The sequence below is a fragment of the Seohaeicola saemankumensis genome, assembly GCF_042678485.1.
In the GTDB taxonomy this organism is placed as follows: domain Bacteria; phylum Pseudomonadota; class Alphaproteobacteria; order Rhodobacterales; family Rhodobacteraceae; genus Seohaeicola; species Seohaeicola saemankumensis.
Map to the genome: position 1 here is coordinate 450,045 of NZ_JBHTKR010000003.1, position 20,146 is coordinate 470,190.

Consider the following 20,146-nt stretch of genomic DNA (forward strand, 5'->3'; position numbering starts at 1 on the left):
AAAGGGGGCCACATGGCACTCTCTCAGAGTTTTCTGGTGCTTGCGGGCCTGTTTCTGGCAGGTCTTGCCGCGGACTGGCTGGGCACGCGCACGCGGCTTCCCCGTGTCACGCTGCTGTTGCTGGTAGGGGTGGCAATGGGCAGCGCCGGGTTCGACCTGATCCCGGCCGAGGCCGTCGCCTGGTACGAGGCCCTGTCGGTCATGGCCCTGACCATGGTGGCCTTCCTGCTGGGCGGATCGCTGACGCGCAAGACACTGGCCGCGCATGGGCGGGCGATCCTGTTCATCTCCATCAGCATCGTGCTCTTTTCGCTGGCCCTGGTGTCCGCCGGCGCCTGGCTGCTGGGCGTGCCGCCGGGCCCGGCGCTGGTGATCGGCGCCGTGGCGACAGCCACAGCACCCGCCGCCACGCAGGACCTTATCCGGCAAACCGGCGCCAGGGGGCCGTTCGTCGATACAATCCGGGGAATTGTCGCGATCGACGACGCCTGGGGCATGATCGCATTTTCGCTGGCGCTGATCTTCGCCATCGGCCTGTCTGGCAATGGCACGCAGGCTAACCTTCTGGCAGAAGCCGGTCGCGAGATTTTCGGCGCCATTGGTCTGGGTCTGGCCATCGGCCTGCCCGGTGCGTTTCTGACCGGCCGCATCAGCCGTGGCGAGCCGCTTCAGACCGAAGCGCTGGCGCTGGTGTTTCTGACCGCTGGCCTGTCGTTATGGCTGGGGGTGTCATTCCTGCTGGCCGGTATGACCGTCGGCGCGGTGATCGTGAATTTCGCCAGCCATCATGACCGCGCCTTCCACGAGATACGCCATGTCCAATGGCCCTTCATGCTGCTGTTCTTCCTGCTGGCGGGCGCCACACTCCAGATCGAAACCCTGCAACAAATCGGCCTTCTGGGCGCGGCCTATATCGTGCTGCGGATCGTGGCGCGCCTGATCGGCGGCTGGCTGGGGGCGCGGATCGCGGGACGCGGCGCGAAGGAAGCCCTGCTTTACGGCCCCGCCCTGTTGCCGCAGGCGGGGGTGGCGGTGGGCATGGCGCTTGTCGCGACACAGGCATTGCCAGGTAGCGGCGAGATGATCCTGACGCTGACGATCGGCAGCACGGTCATCTTCGAACTGATAGGTCCGCTCGCGACACTGTGGGCGCTGCGCAGGGCGGGCGCCATCGGCGTCCGCGGCGGCTGATCAGGCCGCCAGACCCTTGCGGCCCATCTCGATGTATTTGCGCCGCCGATCCTCGATCAGTTTCTTGCCCTTGAGGTCGGTCAGTTCGGCCAGCATCGCCGCGATCGTCTCGCCCACGGCCTTGATCGTCTTTTGCTTGTCGCGATGCGCGCCGCCGACGGGTTCAGGGATCACGCGATCTGCCACACCCAGCTTGCGCAGGTCCTGCGCGGTCAGTCGCAGCGCCTCGGCCGCCTCGCGCATTTTCTCTGAATCCTTCCACAGGATCGAGGCGCAGCCCTCGGGGCTGATCACGGAATAGACGGAATGTTCCAGCATCGCGACGCGGTTCGCGGTGGCAAAGGCCACGGCCCCGCCCGATCCGCCCTCGCCGATGATCACGCTCAGCAACGGCACGCCGATCTGGAGGCATTTCTCGGTCGAGCGGGCAATCGCCTCGGACTGGCCGCGTTCTTCCGCGCCCTTGCCGGGATAGGCGCCGGGGGTGTCGACAAGGGTGATCACGGGCAGGCCGAAGCGGTCGGCCATATCCATCAGGCGGATTGCCTTGCGATAGCCTTCGGGGCGGGCCATGCCGAAATTCCGTTCGATCCGGCTTTTGGTGTCATTGCCCTTTTCGTGGCCGATCACCATGACGGGCGTATCGTTGAACCGGGCAAGACCACCCATGACGGCGTGATCGTCGGCAAAGTTCCGGTCACCGGCCAAGGGCGTGTATTCGGTGAACAGCCCCTCGATGTAATCCCTGCAATGGGGCCGGTCGGGATGGCGCGCCACCTGGCATTTCCGCCAGGGGGAAAGATCCTTGTAAAGAGACACCAGCAGATCTGCCGCTTTCTTGTCCAGCGCCGCAGCCTCGGCCTCGATATCCATCTCGGCATTCTGCCGCGCCATGGCGCGCAGCTCCTCGGCCTTGCCTTCGATCTCGGCAAGGGGGCGTTCGAAATCGAGGTAGTTGGTCATCCGATCACTCCGGCTATCGACGCATGGTATATGGCCCCGTCAGCCGCGGGATGCAACGGGATCATGCAGGATCAGCATCTTTGTCAGCATCTTTGCTTGCGCTAGAGCGGGACAAAAACCACCGGGATCAGCGAGACGACCAGCAAGGCCGCCATGCTCCAGTTGAAGGCGCGAAGCCGCGCGGGGCTGGATAGAACGCGCCCCATCTGCTGGCCCATCACCGTCCATGTACTGACAGAGGGGATGTTGATCAGCACAAAGACCACGCCCACCCACAGGATCGCCACGACCGACCGATCCGGCGCATAAAGCGTGATGGCCGTCAGACCCATCTGCCATGCCTTCGGGTTCACCCATTGGAAAAGCGCGGCTTGCAGGAATGTGAAGGGCCGCGCCCCCACACGGGCGGCATCGGGCGCGGCCGCATGCGCTATCTTCCAGGCGAGCCACAAAAGATAGCAGACGCCAAGGATGGTGAGAATCAGATGCGCCACCGGAAAGGCATCGAAAACGCGCACAAGGCCAAGGCCGACCAGAACGATCATGAGCCCGAATCCCAGACCGATTCCCAGCATATGCGGTACGGTCCGGCGGAAGCCGAAATTGGCGCCCGAGGCCATCAGCATCAGGTTATTGGGCCCCGGCGTGATCGACGAGACAAGGGCAAAGGCCGACAATGCGAAAAGCTGATCAACCGTCATGGCACAACATTATCATGACGCAACACTATTCGAAGTTTCGCGCAATTTATTTGCAAATCTTCTGATTTCATGCCAGTTAAAGCAACAAATGATAGATACAGACAAGATCAACGCTCACATATTGCGAGAGCTTTCTCGCAACGGACGGATCAGCAACACGGATCTGGCCGACCGGGTTGGTCTGTCTCCCTCCGCCTGTTTGCGCCGCGTTCAGGATCTCGAGCGGCGGGGCGTGATCCGGGGCTACCGCGCCATTCTGGACCCCGTGTCGATGGGTGTCGGCTTCACTGCTTATATCACGGTCGGGCTGAATTCTCACACGAAAACAGCACAAGAAGCCTTCGAGCGTGCGATCTCACGCGCGCCAGAGGTTCGCGAATGCCACAACATCACCGGCAATGTGGAATACCTGTTGCGGATCGAGGCCGCGGACCTGGCCGCGTACAAACGGTTTCACACCGATGTACTGGGCACGCTTCCGCAGGTCGATTCGATCACATCATTCGTGGTGATGGGATCGCCAAAGGACGAACGCGGCTGATCAGCGCGCCCTTCTGATTCTTCTTGCTTCAAATATCCAGGAACAGACCGCCCCGCCGGCGCGACGGGGCGATTGTCGCGTCAGCGCGACGGGGCGATTGTCGCGTCAGCGCGATGGAATTTGTCGCGTCGGCGTCAGCGGGCGATCATCTCGGACTGCCGGACGATCACCTCGGCCTGCTTGATCGAGGCGATATCGACGAGGCGGCCCTTGTAGACCGTGGCGCCTTCGCCGCGGGCCTTGGCCTCTTCCATCGCGGCCAGGATCTCGCGCGCCTCGGTCACGGCCTCCTCGGAGGGGGTGAAGATCTCGTTGGACAGGGCGACCTGCTTGGGGTGGATCGCCCATTTGCCGACCATGCCAAGCGTGGCCGAGCGGCGCGCCTGCGCGCGGAAACCCTCGTCATCGCTGAAATCGCCGAAAGGCCCATCGACCGGCAGGATACCATGAGTGCGGCAGGCGGCAACAATGGCGGTCTGCGCCCAGTGCCACGGGTCGGACCAGTATTTCGCGCCCTCGTGCAGCATGTAGTAATTGGCTTGTGTGCCACCGATCCCGGTCGTCTGCATTCCCATGGAGGCCGCGAAATCCGCGGCGCCCAGGCTCATCGCCTGCAAGCGCGGGCTTGAGGCGGCGATCGCTTCGACATGCGCGATGCCGGCGGCGGATTCGATGATCACTTCGAAGGTGATGGGTGTCTTGCGGCCCTTTGCCCGCTCGATCGCGGTGACAAGCGCATCGACGGCATAGACATCTTCGGCGCAGCCGACCTTGGGGATCATGATCTGGTTCAGGCGCTCGCCGCCCTGCTCCAGCAGATCGACCACATCGCGATACCACCATGGCGTATCCAGCCCGTTGATCCGCACGGACAGGTATTTGTTGCCCCAGTCCATTTCGTTGATCGCCTTGATGACATTGGCGCGGGCGCTGTCCTTGTCGGAGGGGGCGACAGAATCTTCCAGATCGATGTTGATCACATCCGCAGCACTGGTCGCCATCTTCTCGAAGATCGCCGGGCGCGAGCCGGGGCCGAACAGCTGGCAGCGGTTCGGGCGGGCGGGGGCTGTGGGCTGGATGCGGAAGCTCATCGGTTGCGGACCTTTCGGGTAAGGATATTGCGTATTTCTGGCGCCATTGGGTATGAAATTGCGCAAGGCGGCGCAAGCGCCTTTTGCAGATGCGGCATGATTGCCGCGACGCCGCATAGCGGGCGCGCAATCGGCATCCGGGGTGAAGATACTGCGCAAAATGCGGTCATCCGGCGGAGGATCTTGCGCGATTTCCCGAAATCCATACCGATTTGCAATGCAATCCCGCGCGAAATCCGCAACGCTCGGGACAAAATGCATGTGAAAGGGCAACGCGATGATCGAGACCCCGTATCTACTGTTTCTGGGCGATGCGCCCGACGGGCTGGCCGCAAAGGTGGCGCAGGGCATCAAGGACTGGCGCCCGCAGAATGCCGTCGGACAGTTCCGGATGGAGGGCTGCCGCGCCGATATGCGCCTGCCAGACATGACGCTGGAAGACGCCCGGGCCGCGGGTGCCAAGACGCTGGTCATCGGCGTGGCGAACCGGGGCGGCGTGATCTCGGCGGCCTGGAAAAAGGTGCTGGTGCAGGCGCTGGAGGAAGGGTTCGATCTGGCATCCGGTCTGCATAACCTGCTGCGGGACGAGCCTGACCTGGTGGCCGTCGCCAAGGCGACAGGGCGGCAGTTGCATGATGTGCGTGTGCCGTCGGTCCAGTATCCGATCGCCAATGGCGTGAAGCGGACCGGCAAGCGTTGCCTGGCGGTGGGTACGGATTGTTCCGTGGGCAAGATGTATACCGCGCTCTGCATGGACCGCGAGATGAAGGCGCGCGGCCTGAAATCCAGCTTCCGCGCCACCGGGCAGACCGGCATCCTGATCACCGGCGACGGCGTGCCGCTGGATGCGGTGATCGCGGACTTCATGGCCGGGTCCGTCGAATGGCTGACGCCCGACAATGACGCGGATCACTGGGACATGATCGAAGGACAGGGAAGCCTGTTCCATGTGTCCTATTCCGGCGTGACCATGGCGCTGATCCATGGCGGGCAGCCCGATGCGCTGGTCGTGTGCCATGAGCCGACGCGCGAACACATGCGCGGTCTGCCCGGCTACAAGCTGCCCAGCCTGGAACAGGTGCGCGACATGGCTCTGGAACTGGCGAAGGTCGCCAACCCGGCCTGCCAGGTGATCGGCTATGCGATCAACACCCAGCACATGGCCGAGGACGCGGCGCAAGCCTATCTGGCGGATGTCGAGGCGCGGCTGGGTCTGCCCGCGACGGACCCCTACCGTTACGGCGCGGACAAGCTGGTGGACGCGCTGGCCGCGATCTGACAGGTTTTCGCAGGATCTTCCCTGGCGCGCGTGGGCGGGTCGGGGAATTCGAGTATTTATGGAACGATGAAGCAGGGGGCGGTCATGCAGATCACGGTGACGCGCGATATCTTCAAGCTGGCGCAGGTCTTTACCATCAGCCGGGGATCACGGACCGAAGCGCAGGTGCTGACCGTCAGGATCACGGATGGCGGCGTGACCGGCTGGGGCGAATGCGTGCCCTACGCCCGCTATGACGAGACGCTGGACAGCGTGACCGCGCAGATCGAAAGGCTGACCGGCGATCTGAGCCGTGCGGCGCTGTACGATCTGCTGCCCGCGGGGGCGGCGCGCAACGCGCTGGATTGCGCGCTATGGGATCTTGAGGCGAAGCGCAGCGGCAAGCGGGTCTGGGAACTGGCGGGGTTGCCCAAGCCGGGGCCCGAGATCACGGCCTATACGCTGTCGCTGGCGGAGCCTGCCGAGATGGAGGCGCAGGCCGCGAAACATGCGTTCCGGCCCTTGCTGAAGATCAAGCTGGGCACGCCCGACGACATGCCCCGGCTTGAGGCCGTGCGGCGCGGTGCGCCCCGGTCCACGATCATCGTGGATGCCAATGAGGGCTGGTCGGCGGATGTCTATGCCGATCTGGCCCCGCATCTGGTGCGATTGGGCGTGGCGCTGGTGGAGCAGCCCCTGCCCGCGTCGCAGGACGAGGCGCTGATCGGGATGGACCGCCCGGTGCCCGTCTGCGCCGATGAAAGCTGCCATGACCGCGCGAGCCTGCCGCATCTGGCGGGCAAGTACGATGTGGTGAACATCAAGCTGGACAAGACCGGCGGGCTGACCGAGGCGCTGGCCCTGCGCGATGCGGCGCTGGAACAGGGCTACGATGTGATGGTCGGCTGCATGGTCGGAAGCTCGCTTGCCATGGCGCCTGCGACATTGGTGGCGCAGGGCGCGATGGTGACGGATCTTGACGGGCCGCTTCTTCTGGCCGAAGACCGCGACACACCGCTTCGGTTCGACGAGGCGGGCGTGCATCCGCCCGAACCGGGCCTTTGGGGCTGACCCGCAGCAAGGAGACAAGATCATGCGCACCGTCTATGTGAACGGAGAGTACCTGCCAGAGACCGAGGCGAAAGTGTCGATCTTCGACCGGGGTTTCCTGATGGCCGATGGCGTCTATGAGGTGACATCCGTGCTGGGCGGCAAGCTGATCGATTTCGAAGGTCACCTGAAGCGGCTGGAGCGGTCCCTGTCGGAGCTGGACATGGACAAGCCCGAGGGTTTCGACAACCTGCTGGAGATCCACCGCGAACTGGTCCGGCTGAACGGGATCGAAGAGGGGATGATCTATCTGCAGGTCACGCGCGGCGCGTCCGGCGACCGGGATTTCGCCTTTCCCGACCCGGCGGTGACCAAGCCGACGCTGGTGCTGTTCACGCAGAACAAGCCGGGGCTGGCCGCGAACCCCGTGGCGCAGAAGGGGATCAAGGTCATCAGCATCGAGGATATCCGCTGGGGTCGGCGCGACATCAAGACGGTGCAGCTGCTCTATCCGTCGATGGGCAAGATGATGGCGAAGAAGGCCGGCTGCGATGACGCGTGGATGGTCGAGGATGGGGCCGTGACCGAGGGCACCAGCAACAACGCCTATATCGTCAAGGGCAACCGGATCATCACCCGCCAGCTGAGCAACGACATCCTGCACGGGATCACCCGCGCCGCGGTGCTGCGCTTTGCGCGGGAGGCCCAGATGGAGGTTGAGGAGCGCGCCTTCACCATTGCCGAAGCACAGGATGCGGACGAGGCTTTCATCACTTCGGCCTCGACCTTCGTGATGCCGGTGGTGGAAATCGACGGCGCCAAGGTGGGCACGGGCACACCCGGCAAGGTGGCCGCGCGGCTGCGCGAGATCTACCTGGACGAAAGCCTGAAGGCGGCGGTCTGAGGCATGAGGGCGCGCGTGGGGGCCTGGCCCCCACACCCCCAGGATATTTGTCGCAAGAAGAAACGTCAGCGAGACACGTCAGCAAGACACGTCAGCAAGACAGGGGCGCCGGGGGTTACTTCGGCGCTTTTTTCGTGACGTTTTCAGCGAAGGCTTTCTGGAATTCGGCCTGTTTTTCGGGGCTGGCCTCTTCCTGCTGCGCGCGCCAGTCATCATAGGGCATGCCATAGTAGATCTCGCGCGTCTGATCCTTGGTCATGTCGATGCCACGTGCGTTCGCGGCTTCCTGATACCAGCGGCTGAGGCAGTTGCGGCAGAAGCCTGCGAGATTCATCATGTCGATATTCTGCACATCAGGGCGCTGCACCATCAGGTGATCGCGCAGGGCGCGGAATGCGGCGGCTTCCAGTTCGATGCGGGTCTTGTCATCCATCGGTCTTCTCCTTCCGGGTGTGGTCACTGTCCGGTATCGGCCAGCGCCTGTTGCAGGATCGGGGCAAGGCGGTCTGCCCAGGCGATCTGTTGGCTGGTGGTGGCAATCAGGTCATTGCGGACCTCGATCAGGGCGTTCAGCCGTTCCCATGCGATCGCGTGACGCGCTATGGCATCACCGGGAAGGTGGCCGCCATAGGGTTCGTTTTCGCCCACGCAAAGATCGGGCTCGGCCCGCAGGCGGGCCAGCAGCGGCCGGGCAAAGCGCGTGTCGGCGGCATAGAGCACGCCCACATGCCAGGGGCGCGGCGGACGGCCCTGCAATTGCGGCGTGAAGCTGTGGACCGACACGATCACGGTATCGTCGCGCCGCGCTGCCAGTTCGGCCAGCGCCGTGTGATAAGGCCGGTAGCAGCGGTTCAGTCGCATCTCCAGTTCATCCCGCCCGGCGTGGCGGTTGGCGGGGATGATCGTGCCGTCGTAGAGCTTCATCAGCAGGGTCGGATCATCCTCGCCACGGTTCGGATCAATGACGAGACGCGAGAAGTTCGACAGGATGGCGGGGCAGCCCAATGCATCCGCCAACGCCCGGCTGACGCCGGCCGCGCCCACGTCATAGGCGATGTGGCGTTCCATGTCGCAAGGGGCCAGACCCAGGTCGCCCCCGTTGACGAAAGCGGGCACGGTGTTGGCGGCGTGGTCACATGTCACCAGCCAGCGCGACGCGCGGTCAAGGCCGGTGATTTCGAAAGGCGCGTATGTCATGGGGCTGTCATTTCCTTTGTGGAAGACCTAGGACAGATGGAAGCGGAATGGAATTGCAGAGCGCGCGCATTTGGGCGATTGCTAGCGATAACATGCAGGCCAGAGACGAGGAGACAGGATGAGACGGCACCGGAATGTGAAGATCGTGGCAACGCTGGGGCCTGCATCGAATGATTATGCGATGATCCGCGCCCTGCATGAGGCCGGAGCGGATGTGTTCCGCCTGAACATGAGCCATGGCACCCATGACGATATCCGCGCGCGTCACGAGATCATTCGCCAGATCGAAAAGGATCTGGACAGCCCGATCGCGATCCTTGCGGATCTGCAAGGCCCCAAGCTGCGCGTGGGCAGTTTTGCCCGCGGCGAGGAAGAGCTTGCCGAAGGCGCGGCCTTCCGGCTGGATCTTGATCCGGCCGAGGGTGACGCGACCCGTGTCTGCCTGCCCCATCCCGAGATTTTCGCGGCGCTGGAGCCGGGCGCGAACCTGCTGGTCAACGATGGCAAGATCCGCCTGACGGTGCAGCGCTGCGGGCCGGATTTCGCGGATTGCACCGTGACGGTCGGCGGCACGATCTCGAACCGAAAGGGGGTGAACGTGCCTGACGTGGTGCTGCCGCTGGCGGCCCTGTCCGAGAAGGATCGCAAGGATCTGGAATTTGCCTGCGCGCTGGGGGTGGACTGGCTGGCGCTGTCCTTTGTTCAACGCCCCGAGGACGTGATCGAGGCGCGATCGCTGGCCGCGGGTCGTGCCGCGATCCTGTCCAAGATCGAGAAACCCTCGGCCGTGAAATGCTTTGACGAGATCCTCGCGGTCAGCGACGGGATCATGGTGGCGCGCGGCGATCTGGGTGTGGAACTGCCCGTGCAGAACGTGCCGCCAATCCAGAAGCGTCTGGTCCGGCGCTGCCGGACTGCCGCGAAACCGGTGATCGTGGCGACGCAGATGCTGGAATCGATGATCGAAAGCCCGATGCCCACCCGCGCCGAGGTTTCGGATGTGGCGACCGCCATCTACGAGGGTGCGGATGCCATCATGCTGAGCGCGGAATCCGCCGCCGGGCACTACCCGGTGGAGGCCGTGAGCACGATGAACAACGTGGCGGTCGAGGTCGAAAGCGACCCGACCTATCGCGAAGTCATCGAGGCCAGCCGCAAGGCCAGCCGCACCACCGTGGCCGACGGCATCGTGGCCGCCGCGCGCGAAATCGCAGAGACGACGGATATCAAGGTGATCTGCTGCTACACCCAGTCAGGCACGACCGCGCTTCTGACGGCGCGGGAACGGCCGCGCGTGCCGATCATCGCCATGACCAGCCTGCGCGGTACCGCGCGGCGCCTGGCGCTGACATGGGGCGTGAACTGCGTGATGACCGGGGCGCTGGACCGCTTCAAGATGGCCGTGGTCAATGCCGCACGCGCCGCACGCGCGCAGGGCTACGCGACCGAGGCCGATCAGATTCTGGTCATCGCGGGCGTGCCTTTCAACAAGGCCGGCACGACCAACATCCTGCGCGTCGCCCCTTGCGCGGAACGTTTGATTTTCGCCACCGACCCGGAGTAGTATCGCACCAATTTATTATTGCATCCTTTCTTGGTGAGAGTTCGAATGGATACAGATCTTGCATTGGTCATAGGGCTTTTTGTTCTGTGTTTTTCGGCACCATCCATTGTCAGTGCCATATCGGACGGGCGCGCGCCGCGCATCGCCATGGTCACGCTTCTGATCGGGGGCGGATTGACGTTATTTGCCCTGACACAAAAGCCGGGCGGCTACCGGATCGACGATATACCCGGCGTCGTCATCAAGGTGATCGCGGATTTCGTCTGAACGGCGGCAACCATGAAGCCACGAAACCAGCCCTGACAGCACCTTTACTGGCCGCTTAGGGCTGGACAGCCCGCGCGATCCCTCGTATATCGCGCGCTCTTACTGCGGGACCGGCCAATGTGGCATGCCGAGTCGCGCGTGAACCGACCCAAAGTCAAGGAGACGGAAATGCCCAAGATGAAGACCAAGTCGAGCTGCAAGAAGCGGTTCAAAGTGACGGCGACAGGACGCATCCTGACCGCGCAGGCCGGCAAACGCCATGGCATGATCAAGCGTCACAAGAAGTTCATCCGCAACGCCCGCGGCACCACAGTCATGTCGGCCCCTGATGAGAAGATCATCAAGTCGATGATGCCGTACGATCGTTAAGGAGAAGCTGATATGTCTCGCGTCAAAAGCGGTGTAGTCACCCACGCCCGTCACAAGAAGATCATCAAGGCCGCCAAAGGCTATTATGGTCGTCGCAAGAATACCTTCCGCGTTGCCGCACAGGCCGTGGACAAGGCCAACCAGTACGCAACCCGCGACCGCCGCGCCCGCAAGCGGAACTTCCGCGCGCTGTGGATCCAGCGGATCAACGCCGGTGTCCGCGCCTTCGATGAAACCATGACCTATTCGCGCTTCATCAACGGTCTGGCCCTGGCCGGGATCGAAGTGGACCGCAAGGTTCTGGCCGATCTGGCCGTGCACGAGCCCGAAGCTTTCGGTGCCATCGTCACACAGGCGAAGGCCGCGCTCGCGTAAGCCACTCCACAACCGGAGTTGCAGATAAAGGAAGCCGCGGACCTGTTCAGGGTCTTGCGGCTTCTTGCATGAACGGGCCATGCCCTGCGGGGCAAGGGTCACAATAGCAAGGAACGCCGTGTGATGGACGATCTGAAACGCAAATACCTGGACCTGATCGCAGGGGCCGCGGATGAGGCGAGCATCGAAGAGGTGCGTCTTGCCGCCCTTGGCAAGAAGGGCGAGCTGAGCCTGAAGATGCGCGAACTGGGCCAGATGAGCCCGGAGGAGCGCCAGGTCGCAGGCCCCGCGCTGAATGCCCTCAAGGACGAGATCACCAGCGCCTTGGCCGCGAAAAAGGCGGCCCTTGGCGATGCCGCGCTGAATGAGCGTCTGCGCGCCGAATGGCTGGACGTGACCCTGCCGGGGCGTGGTCGTCGCGCGGGCACGATCCATCCGATCAGCCAGGTGTCCGAAGAAGTGGCGGCGATCTTTGCCGACATGGGCTTTTCCGTCGCAGAAGGCCCGCGCATCGACACCGACTGGTACAATTTCGACGCGTTGAACATTCCCTCGCATCACCCGGCGCGGGCCGAGATGGACACGTTCTACATGCACCGCGACGCGAATGATCCGCGCCCGCCGCATGTGCTGCGCACCCATACCAGCCCGGTGCAGATCCGCTCGATGGAGGCGCATGGCGCCCCCATCCGCATCATCTGCCCCGGCGGTGTCTATCGCGCCGATTACGACCAGACCCATACCCCGATGTTCCACCAGGTCGAAGGTCTGGCGATTGACCGCGACATTTCGATGGCCAACCTGAAATGGTGCCTTGAGGAATTCGTGAAGGCGTTCTTCGAAGTGGACAACGTCGAACTGCGCTTCCGCGCCTCGCATTTCCCCTTCACCGAGCCTTCGGCCGAGGTCGATATCCGCTGTTCATGGGAAGGCGGCACGCTGAAGGTGGGGACGGGCGATGACTGGCTGGAAATCCTGGGCAGCGGCATGGTGCATCCCAAGGTGCTGCAAGCGGGCGGGATCGACCCCAATGAATGGCAGGGCTTTGCCTTCGGCATGGGGATCGACCGGATCGCGATGCTGAAATACGGCATCCCCGATCTGCGGGCATTCTTCGATTCAGACCTGCGCTGGCTGCGGCACTACGGCTTTGCCTCGCTGGATGTGCCGACGCTGCATGGCGGTCTTTCGCGTTAATCATCGGGCGGGCGCTGCCCGCCGCATCCAAGACACGGGTGGGCCTGATCCCACCGAACGAGACGGGACAGCAACATGAAATTCACCCTCTCCTGGCTGAAGGATCATCTCGACACCACCGCGACGGTGGACGAGATCACCTATGCGCTCACCGATCTGGGGCTTGAGGTCGAAGGCGTGGAAAACCCCGCCGCCAAGCTGGCCGATTTCACCATCGGCAAGGTGATCCATGCCGAAAAGCATCCCGACGCCGACAAGCTGCGCGTCTGCAAGGTGCTGACCGATGAGGGCGAGACCCAGATCATCTGCGGCGCACCCAATGCGCGCGAGGGGATCACCGTGGTCGTGGCGAAACCCGGCACCTATGTGCCCGGCATCGACACCACCATCGGCGTGGGCAAGATCCGGGGCATCGAAAGCTTCGGCATGATGTGTTCCGAGCGCGAGATGGAACTGTCCGAGGAGCATGACGGCATCATCGAGCTGCCGTCCGGCGAGGTGGGCGAACGGTTCACCGACTGGCTGGCCAAGAACGATCCGGCAAAGGTCGATCCGGTGATCGAGATCGCGATCACGCCGAACCGCCCCGATGCGCTGGGTGTGCGCGGGATCGCCCGCGATCTGGCGGCGCGGGGCTTGGGTACGCTGAAGCCTGGACGCGAGGCCGAGATCAAGGGCAGCTTCCCCTGCCCCATCGGCGTCAGCATCGACGCGGATACGAGGGAAGGTGGCTGCGAGGTGTTCGCCGGTCGTCTGATCCGTGGCGTCAAGAACGGCCCCAGCCCCGAATGGCTGCAAACCCGGCTGCGCGCCATCGGGTTGCGGCCCATTTCGACGCTGGTGGATATCACCAATTTCTTCACCTTCGATCGCAACCGCCCCTTGCATGTCTTCGATGCGGACAAGGTCAAGGGCGACCTGCGCATTCACCGCACATCGGGTGGCGAGACATTGGTCGGTCTGGATGACAAGACCTACACATTCGACGCGGGGCAGGTCGTGATCTCGGACGATACGGGGATCGAATCCATCGCAGGCATCATGGGCGGGCTGGCCACGGGCTGCACCCATGATACGGTGAACGTGTTCCTCGAAGCGGCTGTCTGGGATAGGGTGCAGATCGCGATGACGGGCCGCGCGCTCAAGATCAATTCCGATGCGCGCTATCGCAACGAACGCGGCATTGATCCGGCCTTCAACATGGAAGCGGTTGATCTGGCGACGCAGATGATCCTTGATCTGTGCGGCGGAGAGCCGTCCGAGGTTGTGGTGGCGGGCAAGGTGCCCGATGTCAGCCGCGCCTACCGTCTGGATACCGCGCGGGTGCAGTCGCTGGTCGGCATGGACATCCCCGAAAGCGAGCAGCGCCAGACCCTGACCAAGCTGGGCTTCAAGCTGGAAGGCAACATGGCCCATGTACCCAGCTGGCGCCCCGATATCCTGGGCGAGGCGGACCTGGTCGAGGAAGTGGCGCGCATCGCCTCGCTGACGAAACTGGTCGGCAAACCGATGCCGCGCGCACATGTGGGCGTGCCCAAGCCGATCCTGTCGCTGGGCCAGCGGCGCGAGCAGATCGCGCGACGCACCGTGGCGGCGCTGGGGTATAATGAATGCGTCAGCTACAGCTTCATAGATCAGGCGGCGGCCGCCCTGTTCGGCGGTGGTACGGATGCGACCATGCTGGCCAATCCGATCAGCGCCGACATGTCCCATATGCGCCCCGATCTTCTGGCCGGGCTCTTGCAGGCCGCCGCCCGCAATCAGGCGCGTGGCTTTGCGGATCTGGCGCTGTTCGAGGTGGGCCATGCCTTCACCGGCGGCGAGCCGGGCGAACAGGTGGTGCAGGTCGCGGGCCTGCTGGTGGGGCGCACTGGCCCGCGCGATCCGCATGGCGCATCCCGCGCGGTGGATGTGTTCGACGCCAAGGCCGATGCCGAGGCGGTGCTGGCCGCCCTTGGCGCGCCCGAGCGTGTGCAGATCCTGCGCAACGGTGCGGCCTGGTGGCATCCGGGCCGGCACGGCGTGATCAGCCTTGGCCCCAAGAAACCGCTGGCTGTCTTCGGCGAGGTGCATCCACGCGTGCTGGCCGCTCTGGACGTGAAAGGCCCCGCCGTGGCCTTCACCATCTGGCCCGCCGAGGTTCCCGCCCCCCGCAAGACGGGCGCCACGCGCCCCGCGCTGGTGATGCGCGATCTGCAAGCGGTGGAGCGTGACTTTGCCTTCGTCGTGGACAGCACGGTCGAGGCGCTGACCATCGTGAACGCGGCCCTCGGGGCCGACAAGACGCTGATCGACCAGGTCCGCATCTTCGACGAGTTCACCGGCCCCAAGGCCGAGGCGCAGATGGGCGCGGGCAAGAAATCGGTGGCCATCACCGTACGACTGCAGCCCAGCGAAAAGACCCTGAAAGAGGCCGAGATCGAAGCCGTGGGTGCCCGCATCATCGACAAGGTCACCAAGGCCACCGGCGGCGCGCTGCGCGGCTGATTGCCGGGAAACGAAAACGCCGCCCCCTGATCCGGGGCGGCGCCTTTCCTTTCATCGTTCCTCAAATACTCATTCCAACCGTGCCGGAAAGCCCTCGGCCCGCAGGTCGGTATCCAGCACATCCTCAAGCAGTTTCACGATCTGCGTGGATTGCGCCTGCCCGCCGTAAGCGGCGCGCCCTTTGACAAAGGTCTGTTGCACCTGCCCCGCCAGGTCCAGCGGCACGCCGAATTCCTGCCCGAACCCCATGGCAAAACCCAGATCCTTCAGCGCCAGATCCATGCTGAAGGCGATGTCATAGCTGCCGTTCAGGATCAGCTGGCCCTCGGTTTCATGCACGAAGGATGTGCCGGAGGAGGCGGAAATCGCCTCCCAGGCGGTTTTCAGGTCAAGGCCCGCGCGTTTCGCCAGCATCAGCGCCTCGCCATCCGCGACAAGGTGGATGAAGGCCAGCATGTTGGTGATCACCTTGATCACCGCCGCCGAACCCAGCGGGCCGATGTGGAAAATCCTGTTGCCCATCGCCTGCAAGGCGGCGCGATGCGCCTCGAAGACAGCCGCGTCACCGCCTGCCAGCACCGTGATTTCGCCGCGAGCGGCCAGATGGACGCCGCCGGTCACGGGGGATTCCAGCACATGCACACCCTGCGCCTGCGCCATGGCCGCCAGCCGCAGGATATCGTCGCGGCCCAGCGTGGACATCTCGACCCAGGTCATGCCGGGGCGCATGGCGGGCAGCATCTGGTGCAGCACCGCCTCGGACACGGCAGGCGAGGGCAGACAGGTCAGCACCGTGTCGGAGGCCGCCGCCACATCGGCGGCGCTGTCGGCCCATGTGGCGCCCATCGCCAGATGCCTGTCGGCCAGGGCGCGATCCCGGTCATGCACCGTCACGGCAAAGCCCGCGCGCAGAAGACTTGCGGCAAGGTGGCCGCCCAGGTTGCCCAGACCTACGAAACCCAAACGCATCATGCCGTCCTTCCGTTGAATGCGATCTGGAACCGCGCGCGCACCTGTGCATCCACGGCCGGATCAATCAGGGATCCCGCCCGCGACAAAATGCTGTCCATCCGCCCCCGCGCTGCGCGCAGCAGGTCGGGCTTGCCGGCTTCGGCCCATTCCTTGGGGCTCATGCGGTTGCCGATCTCGGGGTAGATGTATTCGGTCTGCATCAGGGCCAGGGTCTGCGCCGAGCCCAGGTAATGCCCCGGACCTTCCAGGCAGACCTGGCGCATCGCCTCGATGCTGACGCTGTCCTCGGTCACGTCGATGCCGCGCACGCAGCGCATGACCTGGCCCAACATGTCATCGCCCAGCACAAGCGACTCAAGACAGAAACCCAGCAGCGAGGCATGCATGCCCACGGCCTCATAGACCATGTTGAGGCCCGAAAGACCCGCGAGCACGTTGGAAATGCCCTGTTCCCATCCGGCCTGCATGTCCGGCAGCTTGCTGTCGGCGATGCCAGCCGCAGCGCCCCCCGGCAGGCCGTAGAACTGGTGCATCTGGGCGCAGCCCGCTGTCAGCAGCGCCTGTTCGGCGCTGCCGCCCGACATGGCGCCGGTGCGCAGGTCGGACACGAAGGGCCATGTACCGAAGATCGCGGGATGGCCCGGCGCCATGGCGTTGACATAGACGACACCGGCCAGGCATTCGGCCACGGCCTGCACGATGGCCAGCGCGATGGGCGCGGGCGCGGTGGCCCCGGCCTGACCGGCCGACAGCAGCAGCACCGGCATGCCCGCGCGGATGCAGGCCTCCATCGTCTGGCAGCTTTCGGTCGCGAATTTCATCGGCGGCACGACGAAGCAGTTGGAGTTGCTGACAAAGGGGCGCGCGCGCCACGCGTCCTCGCCCCCCGCGATCATGTGCAGCAGGTCAAAGCAGCCATCCACATGCGAGGGGTCCGAAAAGGACGTGCCCACATGTTTCGTGGTCCCCGCGCAGCAGGCGTAAAGCGTGTTGATATCCATCTGGAAATTGTCGACCACGTCGCGGCAGACCATGGCGCGCTGGAAGAAATGCACATTGTCCAGATGCTGGGTCAGGCGCGCCGCGTTGTAGAGATCCTGCGCCGTGCTGTCGCGGTAGCTGTTGGTTTCCAGATCGACGATATGGACCGCCGCCCCGGCGGTGCCGAAATGAACCTTTGTGCCAGACAGGTGCAGATCGAACCGGGGATCGCGGCCGTGAAGGGTGATGTCGCGCGCGGCCAGGGCCAGCATATCCTCGACCAGCGCGCGCGGGAACCGCAGGCGGCCGTCATCGCCCAGGATCGCGCCCGCCTTGGTCATGATCTCGATACCCGTGGGCGGCGCATCGGCCAGACCAATGGTTTCCAGCGCATCAAGTGCCGCCTGGTGGATACGTTCCATCCCGGCGGCGGTCAGGGGCTTGTATTGCCCGCCGGACATGCCGGGACGCACGGGCCGCAGGTTATCGGCCAGGGGCGCCCCCCGGGCCGCCACGCGGGCTGCCCGCCCACCGGACCGCAGGGCGGCGCGCTTGGCACGTTCGGGTGCACAGCCTTCGACATTCAGGTCAGTCATGCCTTCATCCTTTCGCCCATCGGGTCATAGAGGGGAACCAGCGAAGGCGTGGCGGCAAAGCGCCGCCCCGCCACTTCGATCTCGTAGCTTGAGGCCAGCACGTCTTCCGCGCTTTCACCGGCGCAGGGCACATAGGCCATGCCAACGGCCCCGCCCAGCGTGTGGCCGTAATTGGCCGAGGTGACGATCGACACGATCTGACCGTCGCGCACCAGGGCTTCGTTGTGAAACAGCATCGGGTCGGGATCCTTTAGCAGGAACTGCACCATGCGGCGCGACAGCCCCGATTCGCGCTTGCGCAAGACCGCGTCGCGCCCGATGAAATCGCCCTTGCCCGTGCGGACGGCAAAGCCAAGCCCGGCCTCCAGCACGTGATCCTCATCCGTGATGTCATGGCCCCAATGACGATAGGCCTTTTCAATGCGGCAACTGTCCAGCGTGTGCAGACCGCAGAGCGTCAGGCCCATGTCGGCGCCCGCGTCTTCCAGCGCTTCGAACACATGGGCTGTCTGGTCGCTGCTGACATAGAGCTCCCAGCCCAGTTCACCGACGTAGGACACGCGATGCGCGCGGGCCAGGCCCATGCCAATCTCGATCTCGCGCGCGGTGCCGAAAGGATGCGCGTCATTGCCCATGTCATCGGGACTGACGCGCGCCAGAAGGTCGCGCGATTTCGGCCCCATCAGGCACAGCACGGATTCGGCCGCCGTCACATCGGTGACGACGGCAAAGTCATCGCCCAGGTGACGCCGCAGCCATGCCAGATCGCGCTGCAAGGTGGCCCCCGGCACAACAAGCAGGAAAGCCGTTTCCGACAGACGCGTGACCGTCAGATCGGATTCGATCCCGCCACGGGCGTTCAGCATCTGGGTATAGACGATCCGCCCCGGCGGCACGTCCATCTGGTTGGCGCAAAGCCTTTGCAGGAAGGCCAGCGCCCCCGGCCCTTCGACCCGGATCTTGCCGAAACTGGTCATGTCGAAAAGGCCCACGCCCTCACGCACCGCCATGTGTTCGGCGCGCTGGTTGTCGAACCAGTTCTGGCGCCCCCAGTCATAGCGGTATTCGCGTTCCTGCACCGGACGCGCGAACCAGTTGGCGCGTTCCCATCCCGCGACCTCGCCAAAAACGGCGCCACGTTCGGCCAGGTGCCCATGCAGCGGCGAGCGGCGCACGCCGCGCGCGGTTTCAACCTGCCGGTAGGGGTAGTGATCGGCATAGAGCAGGCCCAGCGTTTCGGTTACGCGTTCCTTCAGGTAACGGCGGTTGCGCTGGAAGGGTTGCGCGCGGCGGATATCCACCTCCCACAGATCGAAGGGGGGCGCGCCTTCGGTGATCCAATGCGCCAGCGCCATGCCCGCCCCGCCCGAGGACACGATCCCGATGGAGTTGTATCCGGCAGCGATCCAGTAGCCGCGCTTTTCGGGCGCCTCGCCCAGGTAATAGCGGTCGTCGGGGGTGAAGCTTTCGGGACCGTTGAAGAAGGTGTGGATGCCTGCCGTCTGAAACAGCGGCATGCGGTTCATCGCATGTTCAAGGATCGGCTGGAAATGGTCGAAATCCTCGGGCAGGCTGTCAAAGCAGAAATCCTCGGATATCCCGGTCATGCCCCATGGTTTCGCCTTTGGCTCGAAGGCGCCCAGCATCATTTTTCCGGCGTCTTCCTTGTAATAGGCGCATTCATCGGGCACGCGCAGCACCGGCAGGCGGCCCAGCCCCTCAACGGGTTCGGTCAGCAGGTAGAAATGTTCGCAGGCATGCAGCGGCAGGGTCACGCCCGATTGTGCGGCCAGATCGCGGCCCCACATGCCACCGCAGTTGATCACCACATCGGCGGCGATATGACCCCGGCCTTCGGCGGTTTCCCAATCGACGCCGGTGACGCTGGTACCATCATCGGTCACGCGCGTGACCTTGACGCCTTCGACGATGCGCGCGCCGCGCATCCGCGCGCCCTTGGCCAGCGCCATGGCGATATTGGCCGGGTCGCATTGCCCGTCCAGCGGCAGATGCACGCCGCCCAGCACATCGCCCACGTTCAGATGCGGATACATCGCCTTGATCTCGGAGGGCGAGATTTCGGCCACATCGACGTCAAAGGCGCGGGCCAGCGTGGCCTGGCGGCGCAATTCCTCAAGCCGGTGTTCGGTCAGCGCGACCGAGATCGACCCGGTCTGCCGTATGCCCGTGGCAACGCCGGTTTCCTCTTCCAGCCGGACGTAAAGATCGGCGGAATATTTCGCCAGCCGCGTCATGTTCTGGCTGGCGCGCAACTGTCCGATCAGACCCGCGGCATGCCATGTGGTGCCGCTGGTCAGCTGCTTGCGTTCCAGCAGGATGATATCGGTCCAGCCTGCCTTTGCCAGATGATAGGCGACCGAGCAGCCCGAGACACCACCCCCGATGATGACAGCCCGCGCCTTGTTCGGCAGATCCACCATG

Annotated in this window: 19 protein-coding genes; 11 read left to right on the forward strand and 8 right to left on the reverse strand. The window is 64.3% G+C overall.

All coding sequences use genetic code 11. The features are described 5' to 3' along the window. Positions 1-12: 12 nt before the first annotated feature. Positions 13-1,191: a cation:proton antiporter gene (locus ACFQ3C_RS09125; RefSeq protein WP_380790808.1), complete on the forward strand. Its 1,179-nt coding sequence runs from the start codon at positions 13-15 to the stop codon at positions 1,189-1,191. On the opposite strand, the gene ACFQ3C_RS09130 is transcribed toward ACFQ3C_RS09125, so the two are convergent. Both ACFQ3C_RS09130 and ACFQ3C_RS09135 read right to left on the reverse strand, forming a co-directional pair. After that, complete coding sequence (locus ACFQ3C_RS09130; RefSeq protein WP_380790813.1) at positions 1,192-2,154, reverse strand: acetyl-CoA carboxylase carboxyltransferase subunit alpha; 963 nt, start codon at positions 2,152-2,154, stop codon at positions 1,192-1,194. A 101-nt stretch (positions 2,155-2,255) separates the two neighbouring features. After that, positions 2,256-2,855, reverse strand: coding sequence for a LysE family translocator (locus ACFQ3C_RS09135; protein WP_380790817.1), 600 nt, complete (start codon positions 2,853-2,855; stop codon positions 2,256-2,258). Between the two features lie 88 nt (positions 2,856-2,943). Here ACFQ3C_RS09135 and ACFQ3C_RS09140 point away from each other — a divergent pair, with 88 nt between their 5' ends. Further along, a complete protein-coding gene (locus tag ACFQ3C_RS09140; RefSeq protein WP_380791145.1) occupies positions 2,944-3,396 on the forward strand; it encodes an Lrp/AsnC family transcriptional regulator in 453 nt (150 codons plus the stop codon). A 134-nt stretch (positions 3,397-3,530) separates the two neighbouring features. Here ACFQ3C_RS09140 and ACFQ3C_RS09145 read toward each other — a convergent pair whose 3' ends face one another. Then, on the reverse strand, positions 3,531-4,487 hold the full coding sequence (locus ACFQ3C_RS09145; RefSeq protein ID WP_380790820.1) for an L-malyl-CoA/beta-methylmalyl-CoA lyase: 957 nt from the start codon (positions 4,485-4,487) through the stop codon (positions 3,531-3,533). A 277-nt stretch (positions 4,488-4,764) separates the two neighbouring features. Here ACFQ3C_RS09145 and dgcN point away from each other — a divergent pair, with 277 nt between their 5' ends. From dgcN to ACFQ3C_RS09160, 3 genes are all read left to right on the forward strand, one after another. After that, entirely contained in the window at positions 4,765-5,766 is a 1,002-nt protein-coding gene (gene dgcN / locus ACFQ3C_RS09150) for an N-acetyltransferase DgcN (RefSeq protein WP_380790823.1), read from the forward strand. A gap of 84 nt (positions 5,767-5,850) precedes the next feature. Beyond that, positions 5,851-6,816 carry an N-acetyl-D-Glu racemase DgcA gene (gene dgcA, locus ACFQ3C_RS09155; RefSeq protein ID WP_380790826.1) on the forward strand — a complete coding sequence of 322 codons (966 nt, stop codon included), beginning with the start codon at positions 5,851-5,853 and terminating at the stop codon, positions 6,814-6,816. A 22-nt stretch (positions 6,817-6,838) separates the two neighbouring features. Next, entirely contained in the window at positions 6,839-7,699 is an 861-nt protein-coding gene (locus tag ACFQ3C_RS09160; RefSeq protein WP_380790828.1) for a D-amino-acid transaminase, read from the forward strand. Positions 7,700-7,814: 115 nt separating this feature from the next. On the opposite strand, the gene ACFQ3C_RS09165 is transcribed toward ACFQ3C_RS09160, so the two are convergent. Continuing rightward, positions 7,815-8,132 carry a DUF1244 domain-containing protein gene (locus tag ACFQ3C_RS09165; RefSeq protein ID WP_380790830.1) on the reverse strand — a complete coding sequence of 106 codons (318 nt, stop codon included), beginning with the start codon at positions 8,130-8,132 and terminating at the stop codon, positions 7,815-7,817. Positions 8,133-8,155: 23 nt separating this feature from the next. Continuing rightward, entirely contained in the window at positions 8,156-8,896 is a 741-nt protein-coding gene (locus tag ACFQ3C_RS09170) for an N-formylglutamate amidohydrolase (RefSeq protein WP_380790832.1), read from the reverse strand. A 118-nt stretch (positions 8,897-9,014) separates the two neighbouring features. Here ACFQ3C_RS09170 and pyk point away from each other — a divergent pair, with 118 nt between their 5' ends. The 6 genes from pyk (at position 9,015) to pheT (ending at position 15,155) form a co-directional block, all read left to right on the forward strand. After that, entirely contained in the window at positions 9,015-10,460 is a 1,446-nt protein-coding gene (pyk, locus tag ACFQ3C_RS09175) for a pyruvate kinase (protein ID WP_380790834.1), read from the forward strand. Between the two features lie 45 nt (positions 10,461-10,505). Further along, complete coding sequence (locus ACFQ3C_RS09180) at positions 10,506-10,727, forward strand: hypothetical protein (protein ID WP_380790837.1); 222 nt, start codon at positions 10,506-10,508, stop codon at positions 10,725-10,727. Positions 10,728-10,895: 168 nt separating this feature from the next. Then, positions 10,896-11,096: a 50S ribosomal protein L35 gene (gene rpmI, locus ACFQ3C_RS09185; protein ID WP_068294390.1), complete on the forward strand. Its 201-nt coding sequence runs from the start codon at positions 10,896-10,898 to the stop codon at positions 11,094-11,096. A gap of 12 nt (positions 11,097-11,108) precedes the next feature. Continuing rightward, positions 11,109-11,471, forward strand: a complete 363-nt coding sequence (rplT, locus tag ACFQ3C_RS09190; protein ID WP_068293908.1) for a 50S ribosomal protein L20 — start codon at positions 11,109-11,111, stop codon at positions 11,469-11,471. Positions 11,472-11,594: 123 nt separating this feature from the next. After that, complete coding sequence (gene pheS, locus ACFQ3C_RS09195) at positions 11,595-12,668, forward strand: phenylalanine--tRNA ligase subunit alpha (RefSeq protein WP_380790840.1); 1,074 nt, start codon at positions 11,595-11,597, stop codon at positions 12,666-12,668. A gap of 75 nt (positions 12,669-12,743) precedes the next feature. Next, positions 12,744-15,155, forward strand: a complete 2,412-nt coding sequence (gene pheT / locus ACFQ3C_RS09200) for a phenylalanine--tRNA ligase subunit beta (RefSeq protein WP_380790843.1) — start codon at positions 12,744-12,746, stop codon at positions 15,153-15,155. Positions 15,156-15,224: 69 nt separating this feature from the next. Here the strand turns inward: pheT and ACFQ3C_RS09205 are convergent, their stop codons facing one another. From ACFQ3C_RS09205 to ACFQ3C_RS09215, 3 genes are read right to left on the reverse strand one after another with little or no spacing between them, the layout of a single operon-like run. Then, positions 15,225-16,124, reverse strand: coding sequence for an NAD(P)-dependent oxidoreductase (locus ACFQ3C_RS09205; protein ID WP_380790845.1), 900 nt, complete (start codon positions 16,122-16,124; stop codon positions 15,225-15,227). Then, positions 16,124-17,704 (reverse strand): trimethylamine methyltransferase family protein, encoded by a 1,581-nt coding sequence (locus ACFQ3C_RS09210; protein WP_380790847.1) that lies wholly within the window; start codon positions 17,702-17,704, stop codon positions 16,124-16,126. The genes ACFQ3C_RS09205 and ACFQ3C_RS09210 overlap by 1 nt, the downstream gene beginning before the upstream one ends. Beyond that, complete coding sequence (locus ACFQ3C_RS09215; protein ID WP_380790850.1) at positions 17,701-20,145, reverse strand: GcvT family protein; 2,445 nt, start codon at positions 20,143-20,145, stop codon at positions 17,701-17,703. The genes ACFQ3C_RS09210 and ACFQ3C_RS09215 overlap by 4 nt, the downstream gene beginning before the upstream one ends. Between the last annotated feature and the right edge of the window lies 1 nt (position 20,146).

What these genes read in the sequence shown, in the direction of transcription:
- ACFQ3C_RS09125 (WP_380790808.1), top strand. Translation starts at nt 13, where the DNA reads ATGGCACTCTCTCAGAGTTTTCTGGTGCTTGCGGGCCTGTTTCTGGCA.
- ACFQ3C_RS09130 (WP_380790813.1), bottom strand. Translation starts at nt 2,154, where the DNA reads ATGACCAACTACCTCGATTTCGAACGCCCCCTTGCCGAGATCGAAGGC.
- ACFQ3C_RS09135 (WP_380790817.1), bottom strand. Translation starts at nt 2,855, where the DNA reads ATGACGGTTGATCAGCTTTTCGCATTGTCGGCCTTTGCCCTTGTCTCG.
- ACFQ3C_RS09140 (WP_380791145.1), top strand. Translation starts at nt 2,944, where the DNA reads ATGATAGATACAGACAAGATCAACGCTCACATATTGCGAGAGCTTTCT.
- ACFQ3C_RS09145 (WP_380790820.1), bottom strand. Translation starts at nt 4,487, where the DNA reads ATGAGCTTCCGCATCCAGCCCACAGCCCCCGCCCGCCCGAACCGCTGC.
- dgcN (WP_380790823.1), top strand. Translation starts at nt 4,765, where the DNA reads ATGATCGAGACCCCGTATCTACTGTTTCTGGGCGATGCGCCCGACGGG.
- dgcA (WP_380790826.1), top strand. Translation starts at nt 5,851, where the DNA reads ATGCAGATCACGGTGACGCGCGATATCTTCAAGCTGGCGCAGGTCTTT.
- ACFQ3C_RS09160 (WP_380790828.1), top strand. Translation starts at nt 6,839, where the DNA reads ATGCGCACCGTCTATGTGAACGGAGAGTACCTGCCAGAGACCGAGGCG.
- ACFQ3C_RS09165 (WP_380790830.1), bottom strand. Translation starts at nt 8,132, where the DNA reads ATGGATGACAAGACCCGCATCGAACTGGAAGCCGCCGCATTCCGCGCC.
- ACFQ3C_RS09170 (WP_380790832.1), bottom strand. Translation starts at nt 8,896, where the DNA reads ATGACATACGCGCCTTTCGAAATCACCGGCCTTGACCGCGCGTCGCGC.
- pyk (WP_380790834.1), top strand. Translation starts at nt 9,015, where the DNA reads ATGAGACGGCACCGGAATGTGAAGATCGTGGCAACGCTGGGGCCTGCA.
- ACFQ3C_RS09180 (WP_380790837.1), top strand. Translation starts at nt 10,506, where the DNA reads ATGGATACAGATCTTGCATTGGTCATAGGGCTTTTTGTTCTGTGTTTT.
- rpmI (WP_068294390.1), top strand. Translation starts at nt 10,896, where the DNA reads ATGCCCAAGATGAAGACCAAGTCGAGCTGCAAGAAGCGGTTCAAAGTG.
- rplT (WP_068293908.1), top strand. Translation starts at nt 11,109, where the DNA reads ATGTCTCGCGTCAAAAGCGGTGTAGTCACCCACGCCCGTCACAAGAAG.
- pheS (WP_380790840.1), top strand. Translation starts at nt 11,595, where the DNA reads ATGGACGATCTGAAACGCAAATACCTGGACCTGATCGCAGGGGCCGCG.
- pheT (WP_380790843.1), top strand. Translation starts at nt 12,744, where the DNA reads ATGAAATTCACCCTCTCCTGGCTGAAGGATCATCTCGACACCACCGCG.
- ACFQ3C_RS09205 (WP_380790845.1), bottom strand. Translation starts at nt 16,124, where the DNA reads ATGCGTTTGGGTTTCGTAGGTCTGGGCAACCTGGGCGGCCACCTTGCC.
- ACFQ3C_RS09210 (WP_380790847.1), bottom strand. Translation starts at nt 17,704, where the DNA reads ATGACTGACCTGAATGTCGAAGGCTGTGCACCCGAACGTGCCAAGCGC.
- ACFQ3C_RS09215 (WP_380790850.1), bottom strand. Translation starts at nt 20,145, where the DNA reads ATGGTGGATCTGCCGAACAAGGCGCGGGCTGTCATCATCGGGGGTGGT.